Annotated in this window: 18 protein-coding genes, 3 tRNA genes and 1 pseudogene; 8 read left to right on the top strand and 14 right to left on the bottom strand. The window is 48.9% G+C overall.

All coding sequences use genetic code 11. From position 1 onward, the window contains the following. Positions 1–32 precede the first annotated feature (32 nt). Positions 33–227 (bottom strand): protein DsrB, encoded by a 195-nt coding sequence (gene dsrB, locus AAYN39_RS22195; protein WP_000867218.1) that lies wholly within the window; start codon positions 225–227, stop codon positions 33–35. A 128-nt stretch (positions 228–355) separates the two neighbouring features. Between dsrB and yodD the strand changes: the two genes are divergently transcribed. After that, positions 356–583 (top strand): YodD family peroxide/acid resistance protein, encoded by a 228-nt coding sequence (gene yodD, locus AAYN39_RS22190; protein WP_000844798.1) that lies wholly within the window; start codon positions 356–358, stop codon positions 581–583. A gap of 309 nt (positions 584–892) precedes the next feature. Continuing rightward, a complete protein-coding gene (locus AAYN39_RS22185) occupies positions 893–1,708 on the top strand; it encodes a mannosyl-3-phosphoglycerate phosphatase-related protein (protein WP_000948794.1) in 816 nt (271 codons plus the stop codon). On the opposite strand, the gene dgcQ is transcribed toward AAYN39_RS22185, so the two are convergent. The 3 genes and pseudogenes from dgcQ to AAYN39_RS22170 form a co-directional block, all read right to left on the bottom strand. Further along, positions 1,687–3,390 carry a cellulose biosynthesis regulator diguanylate cyclase DgcQ gene (dgcQ, locus tag AAYN39_RS22180; RefSeq protein WP_001119838.1) on the bottom strand — a complete coding sequence of 568 codons (1,704 nt, stop codon included), beginning with the start codon at positions 3,388–3,390 and terminating at the stop codon, positions 1,687–1,689. The genes AAYN39_RS22185 and dgcQ overlap by 22 nt on opposite strands. A gap of 164 nt (positions 3,391–3,554) precedes the next feature. Next, positions 3,555–3,740 (bottom strand): YodC family protein, encoded by a 186-nt coding sequence (locus AAYN39_RS22175; protein ID WP_000232161.1) that lies wholly within the window; start codon positions 3,738–3,740, stop codon positions 3,555–3,557. A 76-nt stretch (positions 3,741–3,816) separates the two neighbouring features. Further along, positions 3,817–4,734: pseudogene (locus tag AAYN39_RS22170) on the bottom strand (DUF808 domain-containing protein). 169 nt (positions 4,735–4,903) lie between these two features. Between AAYN39_RS22170 and yedA the strand changes: the two are divergent. Next, a complete protein-coding gene (gene yedA, locus AAYN39_RS22165; RefSeq protein ID WP_001212262.1) occupies positions 4,904–5,824 on the top strand; it encodes a drug/metabolite exporter YedA in 921 nt (306 codons plus the stop codon). Here yedA and AAYN39_RS22160 read toward each other — a convergent pair. The 4 genes from AAYN39_RS22160 to drpB form a co-directional block, all read right to left on the bottom strand. Continuing rightward, on the bottom strand, positions 5,813–6,283 hold the full coding sequence (locus AAYN39_RS22160) for a very short patch repair endonuclease (protein ID WP_000785981.1): 471 nt from the start codon (positions 6,281–6,283) through the stop codon (positions 5,813–5,815). The two genes, yedA and AAYN39_RS22160, sit on opposite strands and share 12 nt — an antisense overlap. Beyond that, positions 6,264–7,694 (bottom strand): DNA cytosine methyltransferase, encoded by a 1,431-nt coding sequence (locus AAYN39_RS22155; protein ID WP_001157299.1) that lies wholly within the window; start codon positions 7,692–7,694, stop codon positions 6,264–6,266. The genes AAYN39_RS22160 and AAYN39_RS22155 overlap by 20 nt, the downstream gene beginning before the upstream one ends. 73 nt (positions 7,695–7,767) lie before the next feature. After that, positions 7,768–8,463, bottom strand: a complete 696-nt coding sequence (locus tag AAYN39_RS22150; RefSeq protein ID WP_000377043.1) for a phosphohydrolase — start codon at positions 8,461–8,463, stop codon at positions 7,768–7,770. 79 nt (positions 8,464–8,542) lie between these two features. Continuing rightward, a complete protein-coding gene (gene drpB, locus AAYN39_RS22145) occupies positions 8,543–8,854 on the bottom strand; it encodes a cell division protein DrpB (protein ID WP_000107435.1) in 312 nt (103 codons plus the stop codon). Between the two features lie 650 nt (positions 8,855–9,504). On the opposite strand from drpB, the gene ompS1 reads away from it, so the two are divergent. Next, entirely contained in the window at positions 9,505–10,689 is a 1,185-nt protein-coding gene (gene ompS1, locus AAYN39_RS22140; protein ID WP_001080666.1) for a porin OmpS1, read from the top strand. Between the two features lie 260 nt (positions 10,690–10,949). Here ompS1 and AAYN39_RS22135 read toward each other — a convergent pair whose 3' ends face one another. The 5 genes from AAYN39_RS22135 to AAYN39_RS22115 all read right to left on the bottom strand — a co-directional run bounded on the left by AAYN39_RS22135 (position 10,950) and on the right by AAYN39_RS22115 (position 14,177). Beyond that, positions 10,950–11,138 (bottom strand): hypothetical protein, encoded by a 189-nt coding sequence (locus tag AAYN39_RS22135; RefSeq protein ID WP_024131163.1) that lies wholly within the window; start codon positions 11,136–11,138, stop codon positions 10,950–10,952. A 10-nt stretch (positions 11,139–11,148) separates the two neighbouring features. After that, positions 11,149–11,361, bottom strand: a complete 213-nt coding sequence (locus AAYN39_RS22130; protein WP_000208507.1) for a cold-shock protein — start codon at positions 11,359–11,361, stop codon at positions 11,149–11,151. Between the two features lie 445 nt (positions 11,362–11,806). Continuing rightward, entirely contained in the window at positions 11,807–13,075 is a 1,269-nt protein-coding gene (locus AAYN39_RS22125) for a Y-family DNA polymerase (RefSeq protein WP_000457648.1), read from the bottom strand. A 2-nt stretch (positions 13,076–13,077) separates the two neighbouring features. Continuing rightward, positions 13,078–13,497 carry a translesion error-prone DNA polymerase V autoproteolytic subunit gene (locus AAYN39_RS22120; RefSeq protein ID WP_000394197.1) on the bottom strand — a complete coding sequence of 140 codons (420 nt, stop codon included), beginning with the start codon at positions 13,495–13,497 and terminating at the stop codon, positions 13,078–13,080. A gap of 590 nt (positions 13,498–14,087) precedes the next feature. Beyond that, positions 14,088–14,177, bottom strand: a tRNA-Ser gene (locus AAYN39_RS22115). A gap of 88 nt (positions 14,178–14,265) precedes the next feature. Between AAYN39_RS22115 and mtfA the strand changes: the two genes are divergently transcribed. The 4 genes from mtfA (at position 14,266) to AAYN39_RS22095 (ending at position 17,317) form a co-directional block, all read left to right on the top strand. Beyond that, on the top strand, positions 14,266–15,063 hold the full coding sequence (gene mtfA, locus AAYN39_RS22110) for a DgsA anti-repressor MtfA (RefSeq protein ID WP_000598924.1): 798 nt from the start codon (positions 14,266–14,268) through the stop codon (positions 15,061–15,063). Between the two features lie 100 nt (positions 15,064–15,163). Then, positions 15,164–15,239, top strand: a tRNA-Asn gene (locus AAYN39_RS22105). A gap of 547 nt (positions 15,240–15,786) precedes the next feature. Then, positions 15,787–15,862 (top strand) — tRNA-Asn (locus AAYN39_RS22100). A gap of 180 nt (positions 15,863–16,042) precedes the next feature. Next, complete coding sequence (locus AAYN39_RS22095) at positions 16,043–17,317, top strand: integrase arm-type DNA-binding domain-containing protein (RefSeq protein WP_000059632.1); 1,275 nt, start codon at positions 16,043–16,045, stop codon at positions 17,315–17,317. A gap of 46 nt (positions 17,318–17,363) precedes the next feature. Here the strand turns inward: AAYN39_RS22095 and AAYN39_RS22090 are convergent, their stop codons facing one another. Beyond that, on the bottom strand, positions 17,364–18,752 hold the full coding sequence (locus tag AAYN39_RS22090; protein WP_001096461.1) for a hypothetical protein: 1,389 nt from the start codon (positions 18,750–18,752) through the stop codon (positions 17,364–17,366). Positions 18,753–18,798 lie beyond the last annotated feature (46 nt).

Here is an 18,798-nt window from a genome sequence, read left to right as displayed (position 1 = left end):
CGGACTGGCAATGTACCTCCAGTCCGGCTCAATTAGTCCTGCTCCGCCTTCTCGACAAAAATACCATCCTGGTGACCTGACTCATTGAAGAACCAGATGCCGAGCGGGTAATCCTCCAGCGAAACCAGGTACATTGTGCCTTCACTAAATTCTTCCACTGCCAGTACCACGCCCGGTCGGCGGGGACCGCCGTCCGTTTTAACGGTTACCCGATCATTCACCTTCATCATTTTCCTCCTGTCGCTTTGTGCCAGTGTAGAACAATTTTCTGCGTCTGACAGCGCCTTGCCGGCGTGTTTGCTGGTTTTCTCAACGGTCTATACTTAGGCTGTCAGGAACCCGTGAGGTAGTGAAGATGAAAACGGCAAAAGAGTACAGTGATACGGCCAAGCGCGAAGTGAGCGTCGATGTAGATGCGCTACTGGCGGCCATCAATGAAATCAGCGAAAGCGAGGTTCACCGTAGCCAGGAAGATCCTGAGCGGGTGAGCGTAGACGGACGGGAATATCATACATGGCATGAATTAGCTGAAGCATTCGAGCTGGATATTCATGATTTTAGTGTAACAGAAGTAAACCGTTAAAAATGGCCGAAAAAAATCCCGGCCCTACGGGTCGGGATCAAACTTGCTTATGCAAGAAGCACTTGAAAATTCGTTACACCAGGAAATCTGATGTGAGATTTACTTTATCTGCAATTTTTTTGCATGACAAGTAAATATTTTTTACATGAATGATTAAGCGCGCTAATAGTTCGGTAGCAAAAGTGTGACAACGCATGTGCTGCCTGGAAGCGACGGGATCGGTTCCAGTTAGCGTTCGACTTCTTTCGGATGTGCTTTAGGATTTTTCCTGGAAATAAGCCCGCCGTTGCAACGGAAAATGAGGAAAAAATGCTCTCAATCCATGACCCCTTGCTGATTTTTACCGATCTGGACGGCACATTGCTGAACAGCCACACTTTTGAGTGGCAGCCCGCGGCCCCCTGGCTTACACGCCTGCATGAAAGCGGCGTGCCTGTGATCCTCTGTAGCAGTAAAACCGCGGCTGAAATGCTCCAGCTCCAGACGACGTTAAATCTACAGGGACTGCCGCTGATTGCGGAAAACGGCGCGGTGATCCAACTGGACGTTCATTGGGAAGACCATCCCAACTATCCCCGCCTGATAGCCGGTATTTCTCACAACGAAATCCGCCTCGTCCTGCATAAGTTGCGTGAAAAGGAACAGTTTAAGTTCACCACGTTTGATGACGTTGACGATCAGGTGATAAGCGAATGGACGGGCCTAAACCGGGCACAGTCTGCCCTAACCCGTCTGCATGAAGCGTCGGTGTCGCTGATCTGGCGCGATAGCGATGAACGCATGGCGCAGTTTGTCGCCCGTTTAAATGACCTGGGACTGCAATTTGTCCATGGCGCCCGTTTCTGGCATGTGCTGGACGCCTCCGCCGGTAAAGATCAGGCTGCCAACTGGCTAATTGAAGCATATCGTCGGCAGTGGCGCGCGCGTCCTCTGACGTTGGGGCTAGGAGACGGCCCCAATGATGCGCCCTTACTGGATGTGATGGATTATGCGGTTGTCGTTAAAGGGCTAAACCGGGAGGGTGTACATTTGCGTAACGACGATCCTCAGCGCGTCTACCGTAGCCAGAACGAAGGGCCGGATGGCTGGCGCGAAGGAATGGACTATTTCTTTTCCCGCTCCTGAGTCGCGTCGCTGGCGCAAATACGGTTACGTCCGGACTGTTTGGCGTAATAAAGCCGTTTGTCGGCCAGCGACTGCAACTGCTCAAAATCATAGTCGCCGTATTCCTCCGCGCTACTGATCCCCATTGACGCGCTGATACGAAGCGTCGTGCTTTTCGTCACCAGAATCTCTTTGTCATTAATGCGCTGGCGTATGCGTTCGGCAATCTGCAGCGCCTGCGCTTTCGTCGCGCCGGGCAGCACGATACAAAACTCTTCGCCCCCTACCCGTCCGGCGATGTCGTGCGCTCGAATGGTGCTGCCAATGAGCCCAGCGGCATGGGACAACACGCGATCGCCTGCCTGATGGCCAAAGCGATCGTTAACGCTTTTAAAATAATCTAAATCCAGCTGTATCACAGAAAATGGCTGGCGGGCTTCCCGATAGCGCTTTGCCAGCCTGGACGCTTTTTCAAACAGCGCGCCACGGTTATATAGCCGGGTCAGCGGATCGTGCCATGCCTGCCATTGCGGCGAATTTTGCAGAACAAACATATTTTTGACCATATGTCGAATAACGCCCCAGGAGATCAACAGCATCGCCGTAAAAAGCCCCCATAACAGCGTCAGCGCGATACTAATACTGCCAAAATTCCCTTGTATACCTTCACGTAATGTATGCACGCGCAGCAGGACGCCATCAAAATGATCCAGCCGCTCCCAGCTTACATAATGCGTTCCTAAACGCAGCCCGCCCAGGGTATCTTTTTCTATTTCACGCGCCAGTAAGGCGCGCTCACGGTCATTTAACGTATTCTCGGTTTGTTGTTCCGGCGCGGAGTCCGTCAACAAACGGAGATGGTTATCGTATAGCTGATATTCCCCTTCAATATCCTTTTCGGCCGCATCGCGCAGAAACTGCTGTAATGACGCGACGGGAATATCCATTGCCAGTACGCCATACCAGTAATTATCGTGATCCAGCGGTAGACTGGCTGTCACTTTTTTCTGCTCGTCAGCAACATAGGGCTGTGCGGAGGTAAACCACCGCACGCCGCGCTGTGGATTACGCCGTTGGCTTTGCTCGATAAACCAGGGCTGGGTCACGTACTGATAGTAACGGGAAACAATATCGCTACCGTACGCCGTAGGGAGAGTTGAGAGGTAAAACCCTGAGCGAGAAACATACATCGTCTCCAGCGTCAGCATGGCGGATGAGCGCGCCAGATACCCTAACTCCAGCGTGGCGGTTAATTCATTTGCCAGGTCACGACTCTCCCGCGAAAGAAGCGTCGTCCGGGCGACAAATTGATCGGAAACGCCATATAACGGCAATGTCCGCCGTTTATCCAACTCCAGTTGCCAGAAATGTCTGACGCGTCGTTGCTCAAACTGCGTCACCGCGCTTTGCAATGCGGAAAAAGCCAGCGGCGCCACCAGCGCTTCATGCATACCGTTGCGTAAAAAGATCAACCTGTCCATGTTGAATTGCAGTTGGCGGTCAAGGACATTCGCGACGCTCCCCAGATGATTGCGCTGACTGGCGACATACGCGTCTTTCAGTATCATAACTTCCCGCCAGGTAAGTAGCGTCGAGAACAGCATCACGATCAGAAAACAGGTGTTGACGACATGACCGGGACCAAAACGCCGCGCCAGCTTTTTAAACCAGCCTTGATTGTCTAACAGTGTTTCGTGCGGCACCCTGGTAACTCCTGGTTATTGATACAACGCCCCCTGATGGCTTACGGTAGCCAGACCTCATCAAGGGATACCACTCAATCCTGGCATAACCAGGTAGCAGCATGTCGCAGCGCGACGACTCTTTTTCTCCACAGCAAAACGCCCGGCATTAACCGGGCGTTTTGTCATCGGGCTTCATCCCGCACGCGCCTTTCCTTGCCTGGCACGAGCTCATTCTCATGGAATGCCTCCCGCTTTACGCCAAAACCATCATACCAGCGACACTCTACCATTCCGCTGGAATAACCGGTGACGATCATCCGGGGTCCACCCTCTTTCACGGTAACTTCCTCACTGACAGAAAAGACCATACCTGCCTCCTGTATCAGATGAAACGTTTTCACCTTAGACGAGGATGGACAATTTTGCATAATTCATTGTAGAAAATCAGTGCGAAACACCGCGAATTTTCGCCACACCTTTCACCAGCGCCACCACAATGGCGCCGATAATAAAGCCGAGCACCAGATTCAGCCCCGCAGGGATCGTATGCGCCATGAAAGCCCCCTGCTGCTGCGCAAAATGTTCAATGGCATGGTGTAGCGGCGCAATACCGTGTACGACAATTCCGCCGCCAACCAGAAACATCGCCAGCGTACCGACAATGGATAATGCTTTCATTAACCAGGGCGCGATAATCAGTAATCCTTTACCGACGCCCTGCGCCAGCACGCTACGCTTTTCCGCCAGCCAGTACCCCATATCATCCAGTTTGACAATAATACCCACCAGGCCATACACGCCAATGGTCACAACCAACGCAATCCCCGCCAGCACCAACACCTGATTAAGCAGCGGTGCCTGCGCGACAATCCCCAGGGTAATTGCCACAATTTCAGCGGAAAGAATGAAATCGGTACGGACCGCCCCTTTTACTTTATCTTTTTCAAAGGCCAAAGGATCTTGCGTAGCCAGCGCCTCAAGACGTTTTTGCCGCTCCGCCAGGTCTTCTTTGTGTTTTCGCGCCTCAAAGGTATGCAGGACTTTTTCTACCCCTTCAAAGCAGAGAAACGCGCCGCCTAACATTAATAAAGGCGTAATGGCTCACGGGATAAATGCGCTTATCAACAGCGCCAACGGCACCAGAATAACCTTGTTGATTAATGATCCTTTCGCCACGCTCCATACCACTGGCAGCTCGCGATTAGCGCGAACGCCGGTCACCTGCTGCGCATTGAGCGACAGGTCGTCCCCCAGTACGCCTGCGGTTTTTTTCGCGGCCAATTTGCCCATTACCGAAATATCGTCCAGCAGCGTGGCGATATCGTCGAGTAATGTCAGTAAGCTACTTCCTGCCAAAATGATTTCCTCGGTCTTTTCTTCTAAGACGTTAAGTATGTAGCAAAACGCGCAATGCCGAAACCGGCGGCGCGGGTCAACGCCTTTTTATTCCAAAAGGACAATTATAATGCTCGCCAGCATAATAATTTTGACGTTTACTATATTCACCCTTTTTATTTCACCGTGAGTGATTATGCGTTTCCGGCAGTTATTACCTCTTTTTGGCGCGCTTTTTGCCTTGTACATCATTTGGGGGTCTACCTATTTTGTTATCCGCATAGGCGTTGAAAGCTGGCCGCCGCTAATGATGGCAGGCGTACGTTTTCTCTCGGCGGGGATGTTGCTCATGGCGTTTTTGCTGTTGCGCGGCGAAAAACTTCCGCCGCTGCGCCAGACCATCAACGCCGCGCTGATTGGCCTACTGCTGCTGGCGGTGGGTAACGGTCTGGTGACGGTGGCGGAGCATCAAAACGTGCCATCGGGCATTGCTGCCGTCGTGGTCGCCACTGTCCCGCTATTTACGCTGTGCTTTAGCTACTTTTTTGGTATTAAAACGCGCAAATTAGAATGGGTGGGGATTGCCATTGGACTTGCCGGGATTATTCTGCTGAACAGCGGCGGTAATTTAAGCGGCAATCCGTGGGGCGCGATTTTGATCCTGATAGGTTCGATGAGCTGGGCATTTGGTTCCGTTTACGGCTCGCGCATCGCCCTGCCTGTGGGCATGATGGCGGGCGCGATTGAAATGCTGGCGGCGGGCGTGGTATTGCTTTGCGCGGCGTTTCTTTCCGGCGAAAAGCTCGCCACGCTGCCTGGTTTATCGGGGTTTATGGCCGTCGGCTACCTGGCGTTATTCGGTTCTATTATCGCCATTAATGCCTATATGTACCTGATTCGCAACGTCAGTCCGGCGCTGGCGACCAGCTACGCCTATGTGAATCCGGTTGTCGCCGTGTTGCTTGGCACTGGCCTAGGCGGTGAGAGGTTATCGCCCGTTGAATGGGCCGCGCTGGGCGTGATTGTGTTTGCCGTAGTGCTAGTGACTCTGGGTAAGTACCTGTTTCCCGCCAGGGCGGTGATCACACCGTGTAAAACGGAAGATTCACGCCAGTAGATGAATCCCCTGGGTGTCGATCTGCGCGCTGGCGCCGCCGCCGCAGATCCACTCTTCCAGGCGCTCCGCCAACGCCGCGTCGCTCAATTTCGCTCGCCCGCGCAAGGCGCACTCCCAGACGATCAGTACCCGCCAGCCAAGCGCCTGTAAACGCTGAATATCACGCTCATCGCGCTCAACGTTCTTACCGATTTTTTCCAGCCAGAAAGCCGTTCGCGTGGCCGGTACTTTGAATAGATAACAGTGGTGATGATGCCAAAAGCAGCCGTGAGTAAAAATCACACAATCATAGTCATTCACCACAAAGTCCGGCTTGCCCGGTAATGTCGTGTCCTGAGTATGAAACGTAATCCCCTGCGCGCTTAACAGGCCAGCAAGGCGTTTTTCAATCGCCGTATCGCGGGTCGCTATCGCGCGCATATTTTTACTGCGCGTGGCTTTATCGTGAACGTCCGCCATCTGCCGTCTCTCTCTGACGCAGCGTCACCGCCTGGTGAATTTTGGGTTCCAGCAGCTTTGCTACCGCGGCAAATACCGGCACCACCACGGAGTTGCCAAACTGGCGATAGGCCTGCGTATCCGAGACAGGTATCCTGAACTGGTACGTTTGCGGCGCCTCAAATCCCATTAAACGCGCGCACTCTCTCGGCGTGAGTCGGCGGGGACGATGTTGTTGGTTGCCAGCATCGTCGAAATTCACTTCGCCTTTCGCCATATCCCAACCACGATCGATCAGAATTTCGGCGCCATCTTTGTAGTAGCGAGCAGATAACGTGCGCGCCACACTTTCCGGATTGTCAGGATAAACCATGCCATAGCCAAAACCGTTTCCCCGCGCCTGGTGCTTTTTCGCGTAGCGATATAAATATTTCCACAGCACCGGCGTCAGGATATATTTGGCTTCGACGACGGGCTCCAGCAGTTCTGCCAGCGTCGGACGGCGCGGTGGATAACAACGGGCGATATTGCGTAACGTAAAATCGGTTTTCAGGTTTAAATCGCGACGGAATCCCACCAACACAATACGTTCCCGATGCTGAGGAAGAAAGTGCTGCCCGTCGATAATTTTCGGATCGTCCGGGCCATTGTCAGCGGCATCCGCCACGTCATATCCCAGTTCATCGAGCGTTTGCATAATAATGCGGAAGGTGTTGCCCTGGTCGTGACTTTTAAGGTTTTTCACGTTTTCCAGCACAAACAGCGCGGGGCGGCGGGCGTCGATAATTCTTACGACATCAAAAAATAACGTCCCCTGAGTCTCGCAGGCAAAGCCGTGGGCGCGGCCCAGCGCATTTTTCTTGGAAACGCCCGCCAGAGAAAATGGCTGACAGGGAAAGCCCGCCAGCAGGACATCATGTTGCGGAATATGCTGGCGAATGTGTTCCGCCGCCTCATCATCGCTGACCCCTTCCCGGTGGCTCAATGTGATATCGCGGATATCTTCATTAAAGCGATGTTGCAGCGGATCGCAAAAATAGTTCGCTTTATATGTCCGTACCGCGTGCTTATTCCATTCGCTGGTAAACACGCACTGTCCGCCTATCGCTTCAAATCCGCGGCGAATGCCGCCGATGCCCGCGAAGAGATCGATAAAACGAAAGGCGTAATGTGGATGATGCGCTGGCGGCGTCGGCAACTCTGTTTTAAGACAGCTGAGTTCATTGTCGCTCAAACGATGCCATGCCGCGTTCATCATTACGCGCTTGAAGATGGCCGGGCTCCAGTGCTGTTCGCCCAGGCCGTTAAGGTGCGCCACCAGCGTTTTAACATCGTAGATTTCCAGCAATTGACTCAGCATCGCCTGGATCTCGCTTCCGGCGTCGTCGGCGATGAGGTTCCGGGCGTGTGTTACTGAAATATTTTCCTGCATACATTTAACCGGCCAAAAATAATTGCCGACAGACTAACATAAAATGACGCGGTTTACGTTTCAGCGGCAGGGGTTACTGATACGTAGCAAACATCTGGATGACCGCATCATCCCGTGTTTCATAGTCGCCTTTCAGCTCAGCGCTCAGTTTCGCCATGTACGACACCAGAAAATCCGCATTACGCTGCGCCAGGTGCTTGCCCCGTTCGGTCTGCATCGTCAGCGGCAGTTTCAGCAGTTTGGTTTTAAAATGGTCGAGCGCGAATTGCTTATCGTTAAGAGGCCGTCTGTTGGCAAAGGGATCGTCGGCATCAAACAGCGCGACGCCCAGCGCGCCGGAGACCGCGAAGACCCGCGCCAGACCAATGGCGCCCAACGCCTCCAGCCTGTCTGCATCCTGTACGATTTTTGCCTCTGGCGTGGTAGGCGCAATTTTTGCGCTGAAGCTATGCGCTTCGATAGCATGACAAATGCCCGCCAGTTTTTCTGCCGGAAAGTCAGGAAAATCCCGCAGAAAAATACGCCGGGTTTCTGCCGCCGCCAGAATGGAAGAACGATGCCGCTGCGGATGATTTTTCGCCAGGCTGACGATGTCATGGAAATAACATGCCGATAGCACCACCAGCCAGTCGACAGGACTGTTTTCCCCGAGCGTTTGCGCGGTTGCCCAAACACGACGAAAATGGAAGATGTCATGGGCGGCATCCTGTTCCTGGTGGTGGTGACGTAGCCAGTCTTCAAACTGCGATTGCCAGTATCCTGAGTCCATACGCCCTCTCTTTATAGCAGACCATTTTTATTACATGCCTGAGCACAGGGTTCGCTATCCTGACATATCCGCCACCACTTTACATCCTTGCGTGCTTGCGCGTTTCTGGCTGAGTGTCGGCGGGATACCCCCTGTTTTTGCGAGGCCGGGTGTACCAGGCAATACTCCCCAGAATAAGCCAGACGACGCCCAGCGAAAGCGCGTTAAGCCATTTTTCCGTTGCGCTGCCAGGAGTGCTGATTGGGCCGAGAACCGGCTCGGTTTGTATGGCGGACATCAGCCACACGCAACGCGCCATCGCCCAGATGAAGTAGCCGCAAAAGGTATAAAAAACCCATAACGCTAATTTACCGCCCATGCTACGGGTGGCGTTGTCCTCCCTGGTACTCAAACTTTACTCCGCTTTTGTGATGTAAGTCATATGACATTAATTACATTATAATGTGATATTAGTCACATTTCGACCATGGAATACCTTATCCACCTGTTCTGGTTATTCATTCCACAAATAGTTTATTCTCAGTTAATGTTGCGTCTGGCGCTGAACCTGCTGTTAAATAAGGGAATGGTAATTGAATCGCACTCTGATGCAGAATAACCCATAACCAGAACAACTTATTTTTACGCACCGCGATAGCGTTTTATTTTATTAGCATTAAATGTCAGAATGATTCGGTTATTAGCCTTTTATCATTTATTTTATCATTACCCACATTACCGGCATTTATGCCGGTTTTTTTTTATGCTTTTTCATAATCAAAGCATCAAATACATATAAAAAACAAATTATATTCACGCCAGCAGCCATCAAATCAAAACACATAACTCATTGATAAAAAATGATAATTATAGACTATATATTCTTAGTCACTTATATATCCTGTATTATAAAAAACCAAATAGAAACAAATTGAAATATTTTAAATATCTTTGTTACATGTTATTTTTTAAATTCCATGAACTTCATAGAATAGTATCAATTTGTAGTTTTGTTGAAGTGGCTACATATTCATATAAATTATTATCATAAGGGAATACATAATGAACAGAAAAGTTCTGGCACTGCTTGTCCCGGCGTTATTAGTGGCAGGCGCAGCAAATGCGGCTGAAATTTATAATAAAAATGGCAACAAACTCGACCTGTACGGCAAAGTTGATGGTCTGCGTTACTTCTCTGACAATGCAGGCGACGATGGCGATCAGTCCTACGCCCGTATTGGCTTTAAAGGCGAAACGCAGATCAACGATATGCTGACCGGCTATGGTCAGTGGGAATACAACATTAAGGTGAACACCACCGAAGGCGAAGGTGCAAACTCCTGGACTCGTCTGGGCTTTGCCGGTCTGAAATTCGGCGAGTACGGCTCTTTCGATTATGGCCGTAACTATGGTGTTATCTACGACATTGAAGCCTGGACCGATGCGCTGCCGGAATTCGGCGGTGATACTTATACCCAGACCGATGTCTATATGCTGGGCAGAACCAACGGCGTTGCCACCTACCGTAATACCGACTTCTTCGGTCTGGTGGAAGGCCTGAACTTCGCGTTGCAGTACCAGGGTAATAATGAAAACGGCGGTGCTGGTGCTGGTGAAGGTACAGGTAACGGCGGCAACCGCAAACTGGCCCGTGAAAACGGCGACGGTTTCGGTATGTCTACCTCCTACGACTTTGACTTCGGGTTAAGCCTGGGTGCGGCCTACTCTTCCTCTGACCGTTCGGACAATCAGGTTGCTCGTGGTTATGGCGACGGCATGAATGAGCGCAACAACTATGCCGGCGGTGAAACCGCTGAAGCCTGGACCATAGGTGCCAAATATGACGCCTACAATGTTTACCTGGCGGCCATGTACGCTGAAACCCGCAACATGACCTATTATGGCGGCGGCAATGGCGAAGGTAATGGCAGTATTGCTAACAAAACCCAGAACTTTGAAGTGGTTGCGCAGTACCAGTTCGATTTCGGTCTGCGTCCGTCCATCGCCTACTTGCAGTCTAAGGGCAAAGATTTAGGCGGTCAGGAAGTCCATCGTGGCAACTGGCGTTACACCGACAAAGATCTGGTTAAATATGTTGACGTCGGTATGACTTACTACTTCAACAAAAATATGTCCACCTACGTTGATTATAAAATCAACCTGCTGGACGAAGATGATGACTTCTACGCAAACAACGGTATTGCAACCGATGATATCGTAGGTGTTGGTCTGGTCTACCAGTTCTAAGACGCTTTATGTTATTCAAGCCCGTGCTTAGCGCGGGCTTGTTATTATAGGGCAAGAATTAAATAACGGATAACGGCGCAAAGACAGGTGACCAGGCTTCATCGGATAGATGAAGACAACGTCGCTCTTTTCAGGCGCTGTCTGCAAGAGAAATAACACCTTTGGGGAAAGGTAAATGCCACTATAGATGATGGATGTCAGCGTCTATAGATGATAATCATCCGGGCATAAAAAAAGCTCCTGTACGGAGCTAATATGAATTATTTTCTAAAATCTAGCGGAACCTGTCCTGAGCGAATGTATAATCCAACATTATCAAAAGTGATCATGGTTGACTTACAAAAAATACATTTCGCGCCAAACGGGTTTTGCTCAGTAACATCGAATGTCGATGTTCTGTATTGTGAACCATGGCAACATGGACACCGGAAGTGAATTTTATTAGTAATATCAGTTGCCTTAAAGCGCCACAACGTTGACCGCTGATGGACCTTTTGGTCCCTGCTCTGCTGAAAACTCCACTTCCTGATTTTCATTCAGAGTGCGGAATTCATTACTTTGAATGGCGGAAAAATGCACAAACACATCTTTGCTGCCATCTTTAGGCGTAATGAAACCAAAGCCCTTTTCAGGGTTAAACCATTTTACTAAACCAGTGATTTTCGTCGTCATAATATTGTTACCTTTTGAATGAGCCCTTGGGCGAAATGGCCTGAAGAAAATTATCAGAGAGAAAAAAACCTAAAGGAGATCTCAAGAGGAACAAATGATGAGAAATATTACAATCACTACTTCAGATAAGTTTGTATCAAACCGCACAACCATTAACGCATGGTTAACTGAACATAGCAAGCTTTAGTTTTGTTAAAAAAATATTAATTGTTTTTTAGCATTATCACGCTGATTGCCATACTCTTTTTATCCATGCCCATCGCTACGGCTGAAACCAGGCGTAAATAAGTTACGTCTCACAACGCCTGCCTGGCAATAAACGCGCCACATTTCCTGATGTCGTAAACCAGGATACATGCGCATTATCGTGAGAGGTTCCTGTGATCTTGTGCGACCAAAAGAACGGGGACGATTTAGCAACTATCTCAGGCATTGATCGCACAAGTTACTTAACACGCAGTAGATCAGAGTATCTTGTGGTGTACCGAGGCGAAAGCATTTCTCGCTTCATAGCCCACTGTTGCGACATCCCCTGCCCGGCGAAGTACAGCGTCCCCTTCCCGTCTTTTGCGTTAAGATGGTCCAGTACTTCCATCAACTTCGCACTACCGGCGCGCGGCGCGTTATCGTCGAAAAGGTTGAGTTGCGCTACGCCCTGGCTGAAGAAGCCACCCAGCATCACCCCCGCTTTCTGGTAGCGATGGCCGTCGCGCCAGATTTTATCCAGACATTTCACAGCCGCATTGATAATGTCACGTGAATCCTGCGTGGGGGTGAGAAGCGTCACCGCGGCGCTGTTACCGTAGTAGGGCTCGTTCAGGGCAAAGGGTGATGTTTTGACGAATGTTGAAATGAAACAGCAGTACTGGTGCTCGCCGCGGAGTTTTTCTGCCGCGCGCGCAGCGTAGCTGTAAACAGCCTGGCGCATTTCCTCATAGTCTGTGACCCGCTCGCCGAAAGAGCGGCTACAAACGATTTCCTGCTTTGCCGGCGCAAACTCTTCAAGCTCCAGACATGGCTCTCCGCGAAGCTCTCTCACGGTACGCTCCAGCACGACATTGAAGTGTTTCCTGATGATCCAGGTACTTTGTTCAGAGAGATCGAGAGCAGTCTTGATGCCCAGGGCATTGAGCTTCTTACTGATGCGTCTGCCGACACCCCAGACATCCTCTACGGGTATCAGGGCCAGCAGCCGACGCTGGCGATCGATGTTCGACAGGTCAACCACCCCGTCGGTCTGGCGCTGCCACTTTTTCGCAGCATGGTTAGCCAGCTTGGCAAGGGTTTTCGTCTGGGCAATGCCTACACCGACAGTCAGGTGCGTGCGCTTCAGGACCGTCGCTCTTATCTCGTGCCCGAAATCTGTCAGATCCCGGCAGTTTCGTACCCCCGTCAGATCACAAAAAGCCTCATCAATGCTGTAAATTTCTACCCGCGGCACCATCTCCTCTAGTGTGGTCATTACCTGGTTCGACATATCAGCGTAAAGCTCGTAATTACTGCTGAAGCAAACAACACCGGATCGCCGGAAGCGTTCTTTCTGTTTGAAGTATGGCTCACCTGCTGCGATACCGAGTTGTTTCGCCTCGGCGCTACACGCGATAACGCAGCCATCATTGTTTGATAACACCACCACCGGTCGGCCACATAAATCAGGACGAAAGACCGTTTCGCAGGAGGCGTAAAAGCTATTAACATCGCAGAGCGCGAACATAATCAACTGACCGCTTTAATGATAAAGGTCACCACCCCGAATATGTCGAGCGTGTCTTCACTGCCGACAGGTATGGGTCGATAGGCGCCGTTCATGGGGATTAACTGCACTGTCGGACGCAACTGCAACCGCTTTACGGTGAACTCTCCTTCAATTGCCGCAATTACAATGTCACCGTGGTCAGCGTTCCGTGAGCTATCCACCACCAGCAGGTCACCGTCGCTGATGCCTGCTTCAATCATTGAATCCCCCGTTGCTTTGACAAAATATGTTGAGCTGGGATGAGAAACGAGCAACTCATTAAGATCGATACGCTGCTCAATATAGTCCGCCGCGGGGCTGGGGAATCCACACGGCACTAAGTAACTGAAAAATGGGAGAGGAATAATTTCGCGCAACTCTGTAGGTCTGAAAAATTCCATAATCCATACCTCGAATACTGTTTTTATATACAGTAGTGTTATTTGAACATGCGCGCAAGATACCGGAGTCGCTACGACTGTTTAAATCTTCGTCGCTTCGTTTGTAAGTTTCTCTCTCAGTTCAAATTATGCGTTTTGTAAATTTTCCGGTTGTATTGTCATGTGTGCATATTTAAGCCAGTCTGGAGGCCAGATTTTCTGTACAGCGTCGACAGTCCCGCAGCGTAAGTTATCGCCACGCGCCAGCGCGTTTCCCTGACAGCAATTAATCTTCTGCCCGGCGCCCATGTCTACAGGGGAACATTTCGGGCAACAGGCCGGGTGCGACGATTACCGAGGACGACGGCGTTAAGTCGCCGCAAGTGACATCACTGTGAATCCCGATGGGGTACAGCGAAATAGCGGGGCAGAAAACCAGGAGTTGACTTATGATCGAAAAGTAAAAATAACACCATCCCTGGCCCCCTCTTCTGGCAGAAAAAGCATAAGATGGCGATACGTTTTTCACGTAATATTCTAACAGAATACTCTAAGTGTATTCTAAGTGTGAGACTGATCGCTGAAAGAAGATGAGCTAAGTGTTTGAATTGTGGCGGAGAGAGGGGGATTTGAACCCCCGGTAGAGTTGCCCCTACTCCGGTTTTCGAGACCGGTCCGTTCAGCCGCTCCGGCATCTCTCCGTATATTGCAATGATGCCAGGTAATTTGGCATTTTAACAGACCCTATTCGGGTAATTTTGTTCAAGTGACGAGTTTACGAGCAAAACGATGATTAAGTGGCCCTGGAAAGCACAAGAAATAACCCAGAACGAAGACTGGCCGTGGGATGATGCGCTGGCTATACCTCTTCTGGTAAACCTCACCGCGCAAGAACAGGCTCGGCTTATTGCGCTAGCCGAACGTTTTTTGCAGCAGAAAAGACTGGTAGCGCTACAGGGATTTGAGCTCGACTCGTTAAAAAGTGCACGTATTGCGTTAATTTTTTGCTTACCGATCCTGGAGCTCGGTATTGAGTGGCTTGATGGTTTTCATGAAGTGCTCATTTATCCCGCGCCCTTTGTGGTAGATGATGAATGGGAAGATGACATAGGTCTGGTGCACAGCCAGCGTGTCGTACAGTCGGGGCAAAGCTGGCAACAAGGGCCCATCATTCTGAACTGGCTGGATACCCAGGACTCGTTCGATGCTTCGGGTTTCAACCTCATTATTCATGAAGTTGCGCACAAACTGGATATGCGTAATGGCGATCGCGCCAGCGGCATCCCTTTCATCCCGTTACGCGATGTGGCTGGCTGGGAACACGATCTCCACGCGGCAATGAATAATATTCAGGATGAAATCGATCTTGTTGGCGAAAGCGCTGCCAGTATAGATGCCTATGCCGCCACCGACCCTGCAGAATGTTTTGCCGTGTTGTCAGAGTATTTTTTCAGCGCGCCAGAACTGTTTGCTCCACGTTTCCCGGCGCTATGGCAGCGTTTTTGCCAGTTCTATCGCCAGGATCCTTCTCAGCGCTTACGGGTAAGCGCTGCCGAAGGCGACTACGGCGAGGAATCCGAACATTAATTCCTCACTTTGTGGGTTAATTAACCAATTGAATTGGCGCGTTAATTTTACTGTTGACACGTTATAGCCGGCCCAGTATTCAACGCCTCGTTGAAACAATTCCTCTGTAGTTCAGTCGGTAGAACGGCGGACTGTTAATCCGTATGTCACTGGTTCGAGTCCAGTCAGAGGAGCCAGATTTAGGAAAGCAGACGTTCACTGACGTCTGCTTTCTGCATTTATATCAACTGATTATCCCCTTCTTCAAGTTTACTCTCGTTTACTAAAAACCACTCGAAGCCATACCCTTTTGCTGGTAAAGCTGGTTTGCCATAATTCTGCCTGTGATATTGACGGAAATCTTTTCGCCTGCACCAGAAATTTATCTGCCATTTCCGCTACCGGCGTCAGACTGCCTGTATCAACCATTTTCACAAAATATTTCACGTCTAAAGTTCATTCTGCCCCCTGCCCTTAATCTCTACGGCGTTATGTCTCAGAATTATTTGCCAAGTGCCTGCCAATTTTTCACGCCTCATCAGGCGCTGGTACATAGCCATTGCGGTAAGGTCACAGCATTTGACTTGTGCAATGACAGACAAAGTTGCGCCATGCCGGGGCAAAGTAGGAATTAGATCAAAACTTCAACGCTTTGTTGTTTTTGTCAGCAAACAAACGCGCAATCTTATTTCCCCCTTTGACAAGCCGATCGCACATCGTTACTATGCGCCCCGTTCACACGATTCCTCTGTAGTTCAGTCGGTAGAACGGCGGACTGTTAATCCGTATGTCACTGGTTCGAGTCCAGTCAGAGGAGCCATTTTCAAGAAAGCAGACGTTCACTAACGTCTGCTTTCTGCATTTCTATCAATTGGTTATCCCCTCTCAGTCGTTCACCCTCGTTCACTAAAAACCACTCGAAGCCATATCATTTTGATGGTAAAAATGCTGGTAATGCTGGTTCGATTTCCCTTTTACCAACAAATGAGGGGGTGTTTTCATGTCACTGACTGATATTAAAGCAAAAAATGCAAAACCCCTTGAGAAGGAATACAAGCTTACTGATGGCTTTGGTATGTTCCTTCGTGTTACCCCTAAAGGTTCGAAATACTGGCAAATGGCTTACCGCTTCGAAGGGAAACAAAAACTCTTCTCTATTGGTGTTTACCCTGCTGTTTCTCTTTCTGACGCAAGACAGCGCCGTGATGAGGCCAGAAGGCTTCTTGCTCAGGGTATTGACCCTAATGCAAAGAAACAGGCAGAGGTTAAAGAGCTTAAAGCCAAACGTGATAATACACGCTCCTTCAGAACAGTAGCCAAAGCGTGGTTCTCCACGAAAACAAAATGGTCTGATGATTATGGTGATGCCGTATGGAAGCGCCTTGAAACTTATGTCTTCCCGGTAATCGGTGACAAAGATGTTGCCGAACTGGATACGGGTGATCTGCTGGTTCCGGTGAAAAAAGTTGAGGCTCTTGGTTATCTTGAAGTTGCCATGCGCATTCAACAATACATTACGGCAATCCTGCGTCATGCCGTCCAGCAAAAGCTGATACGCCATAACCCAGCCTATGATATGGAAGGTGCAGTTCAGAAACCACAAACTGAACACCGCCCTGCACTTGAGCTGGAAGAAATACCCCAGTTACTGAACAAAATTGCCGAATACAAAGGCCGCAGGTTAACCATACTGGCAATACAGCTCAATCTGATGATTTTCATTCGTTCCAGTGAGCTGCGTTTCGCTCGCTGGTCAGAAATTGATTTCAAAAGTAAGTTATGGGTGATACCCGAACAGCGTGAAGCGATTGAAAACGTCAAACATTCAACTCGTGGGGCTAAAATGAAGCGTAAGCACTTAGTTCCCCTTTGTAAGCAGGCCATGAAGATACTCAAAGAGATCCGACAACTGACTTATGAAGAAGGTCATGATGACGGATTAATCTTTACTGGTTGTTATGACTCGTTTAAACCCATGAGCGAAAACACCATCAACAAAGCGCTTCGCAATATGGGCTATGACACAAAGCAGGACATCTGTGGACACGGTTTCCGCACTCTGGCCTGTAGTGCCTTAATTGAGTCCGGGCTATGGTCAGAAGACGCTGTAGAGCTTCAAATGAGCCATAAGGAAAGCAATAGCGTCCGTGCTGCTTATACCCACAAGGCAAAACACCTTGACCAGCGCCGCCTGATGCTCCAGTGGTGGGCTGATTTCCTTGATGCTAACAGCAACGATATGGTCAGGCCGTTTGAGTTTGATTCAAATAAATAAAGGGAAAGGCCGTTCGCGGCCTTTCAACTTCATGCTTAATTACAGTCTATGCTGAATATGATACTGAATCTTTCTCTATCGCTAAACCAGCGATTTTTTCCAGCATTATTTCCCAGAGTGCGTATTTTCTTTTGTGCTCAATAAACAGAGATTTTAAATACTCTTCTGTTGAAGGGATTTTTTCAGTCCATGCAATATCTTTACTGTAATCAATGCTTTTTTTCATATCAGATGCCGCATAGGTGTAGTATTTACTCTGAGAACGACTGATACTGTCCTCTGCCAGCACTCTACGGAGCAGAGTTGCAGAACATGCATAACCATGCCTGTAAAGCTCACTCGATAAGGTACGAACAAAAGAACCGCGTAATAAAGACATCATCTCTGCGATTTCATTTTCACTCGCATTCATGACTTCAGAATCAAGTTTTCCATAACTATCTGTCCCGGACAAGAAAAGAATAACAAACGGAAAGCCTTTTTTCTTTGCTATGCCAGAGAACAAATCCAGTGAGTCATTATTTTTCTCCACCAGATTATAGATATTATAAAAAATAACATCACACCTGTTCTTAAATCCGTCTATACAAATTGTTTTTGCCTGCTGAATCTCGCCTTCTTCAATCAACGCCAGAGCCAACACCTCAGTCCATTTATCACGAAGCCCTGCCTGATCAACTGATTTATCTTCTTTGATTTTATTGAGAACCTGAATGGCCTCCTCAGTACACAGTTCATCAACCAGCAACTCAGCAAACTTAATGATATATTCTGGCTGATTCAGTTTTCTTTTCTCAAAGCATTGCCTGATGAAATCAACATCCCTGATATACAGACTTAACTCAACAGCACCATTGACATCACCTGTCTTAAGAAGACTTTCCCTTAAAACACGAATAACATTGTATCCCAGTTCTTTTTTATACTTATCAAAAATATCAAAGTTAAAATACACATCACCTTTAAGTACGGAAATTATTTTATCCGCTATAACATCAATACTTTTGTCTTTTTGTAGGGACAGGGATTTTAACCATATTTCGACAGCACCATTATAATAGTCCATCCATGATCCATCTGATGTATCAGCAATTTCGCTGACTTTATCAAATGAGAGCAGTAAATCATGGCAAAACGCCTCGGTTTTTTCAGGCAGCGTTGATACCGTCTTTTCAAGTGGAAATATGACATTCCTGTATAGCCCCTCAAAAAAAATCGCTGCTTCATAATAATCATAAAAGCGTTTTGTTTTAATTACCCTTTTGTATTCAGCCTCAGCCTTTTTCAGTGATTCTTCTGGAGTTAACAGATATTCATTAATAAGAAAGGATTTTGCCTGACCATTATCCTCTGCAATATCACAAATTATTTGCATGAGTTGTTCTGCAGGCATTTCCTTGAGTAAAGAAAGTTGTTTCTTGTTCAGTTTAGCCATCATCACATCCTGATAATGTTTGGTAGACGCAGAAAAGCTAATTGTA

The organism is Salmonella sp. K21076 (assembly GCF_039650795.1).
In the GTDB taxonomy this organism is placed as follows: domain Bacteria; phylum Pseudomonadota; class Gammaproteobacteria; order Enterobacterales; family Enterobacteriaceae; genus Salmonella; species Salmonella enterica.
Note: the sequence above shows the minus strand (reverse complement) of the source record. Positions and strands in the feature narration are given on the sequence as shown.

Coding starts and splice junctions, on each gene's coding strand:
- AAYN39_RS22125 (WP_000457648.1), bottom strand. CDS start 13,075: ATGTTCGCGCTCTGCGATGTTAATAGCTTTTACGCCTCCTGCGAAACG.
- yedA (WP_001212262.1), top strand. CDS start 4,904: ATGCGTTTCCGGCAGTTATTACCTCTTTTTGGCGCGCTTTTTGCCTTG.
- dsrB (WP_000867218.1), bottom strand. CDS start 227: ATGAAGGTGAATGATCGGGTAACCGTTAAAACGGACGGCGGTCCCCGC.
- AAYN39_RS22130 (WP_000208507.1), bottom strand. CDS start 11,361: ATGACGACGAAAATCACTGGTTTAGTAAAATGGTTTAACCCTGAAAAG.
- AAYN39_RS22155 (WP_001157299.1), bottom strand. CDS start 7,694: ATGCAGGAAAATATTTCAGTAACACACGCCCGGAACCTCATCGCCGAC.
- AAYN39_RS22160 (WP_000785981.1), bottom strand. CDS start 6,283: ATGGCGGACGTTCACGATAAAGCCACGCGCAGTAAAAATATGCGCGCG.
- AAYN39_RS22150 (WP_000377043.1), bottom strand. CDS start 8,463: ATGGACTCAGGATACTGGCAATCGCAGTTTGAAGACTGGCTACGTCAC.
- AAYN39_RS22095 (WP_000059632.1), top strand. CDS start 16,043: ATGTCACTGACTGATATTAAAGCAAAAAATGCAAAACCCCTTGAGAAG.
- AAYN39_RS22175 (WP_000232161.1), bottom strand. CDS start 3,740: ATGGTCTTTTCTGTCAGTGAGGAAGTTACCGTGAAAGAGGGTGGACCC.
- AAYN39_RS22185 (WP_000948794.1), top strand. CDS start 893: ATGCTCTCAATCCATGACCCCTTGCTGATTTTTACCGATCTGGACGGC.
- yodD (WP_000844798.1), top strand. CDS start 356: ATGAAAACGGCAAAAGAGTACAGTGATACGGCCAAGCGCGAAGTGAGC.
- AAYN39_RS22120 (WP_000394197.1), bottom strand. CDS start 13,497: ATGGAATTTTTCAGACCTACAGAGTTGCGCGAAATTATTCCTCTCCCA.
- AAYN39_RS22090 (WP_001096461.1), bottom strand. CDS start 18,752: ATGGCTAAACTGAACAAGAAACAACTTTCTTTACTCAAGGAAATGCCT.
- mtfA (WP_000598924.1), top strand. CDS start 14,266: ATGATTAAGTGGCCCTGGAAAGCACAAGAAATAACCCAGAACGAAGAC.
- ompS1 (WP_001080666.1), top strand. CDS start 9,505: ATGAACAGAAAAGTTCTGGCACTGCTTGTCCCGGCGTTATTAGTGGCA.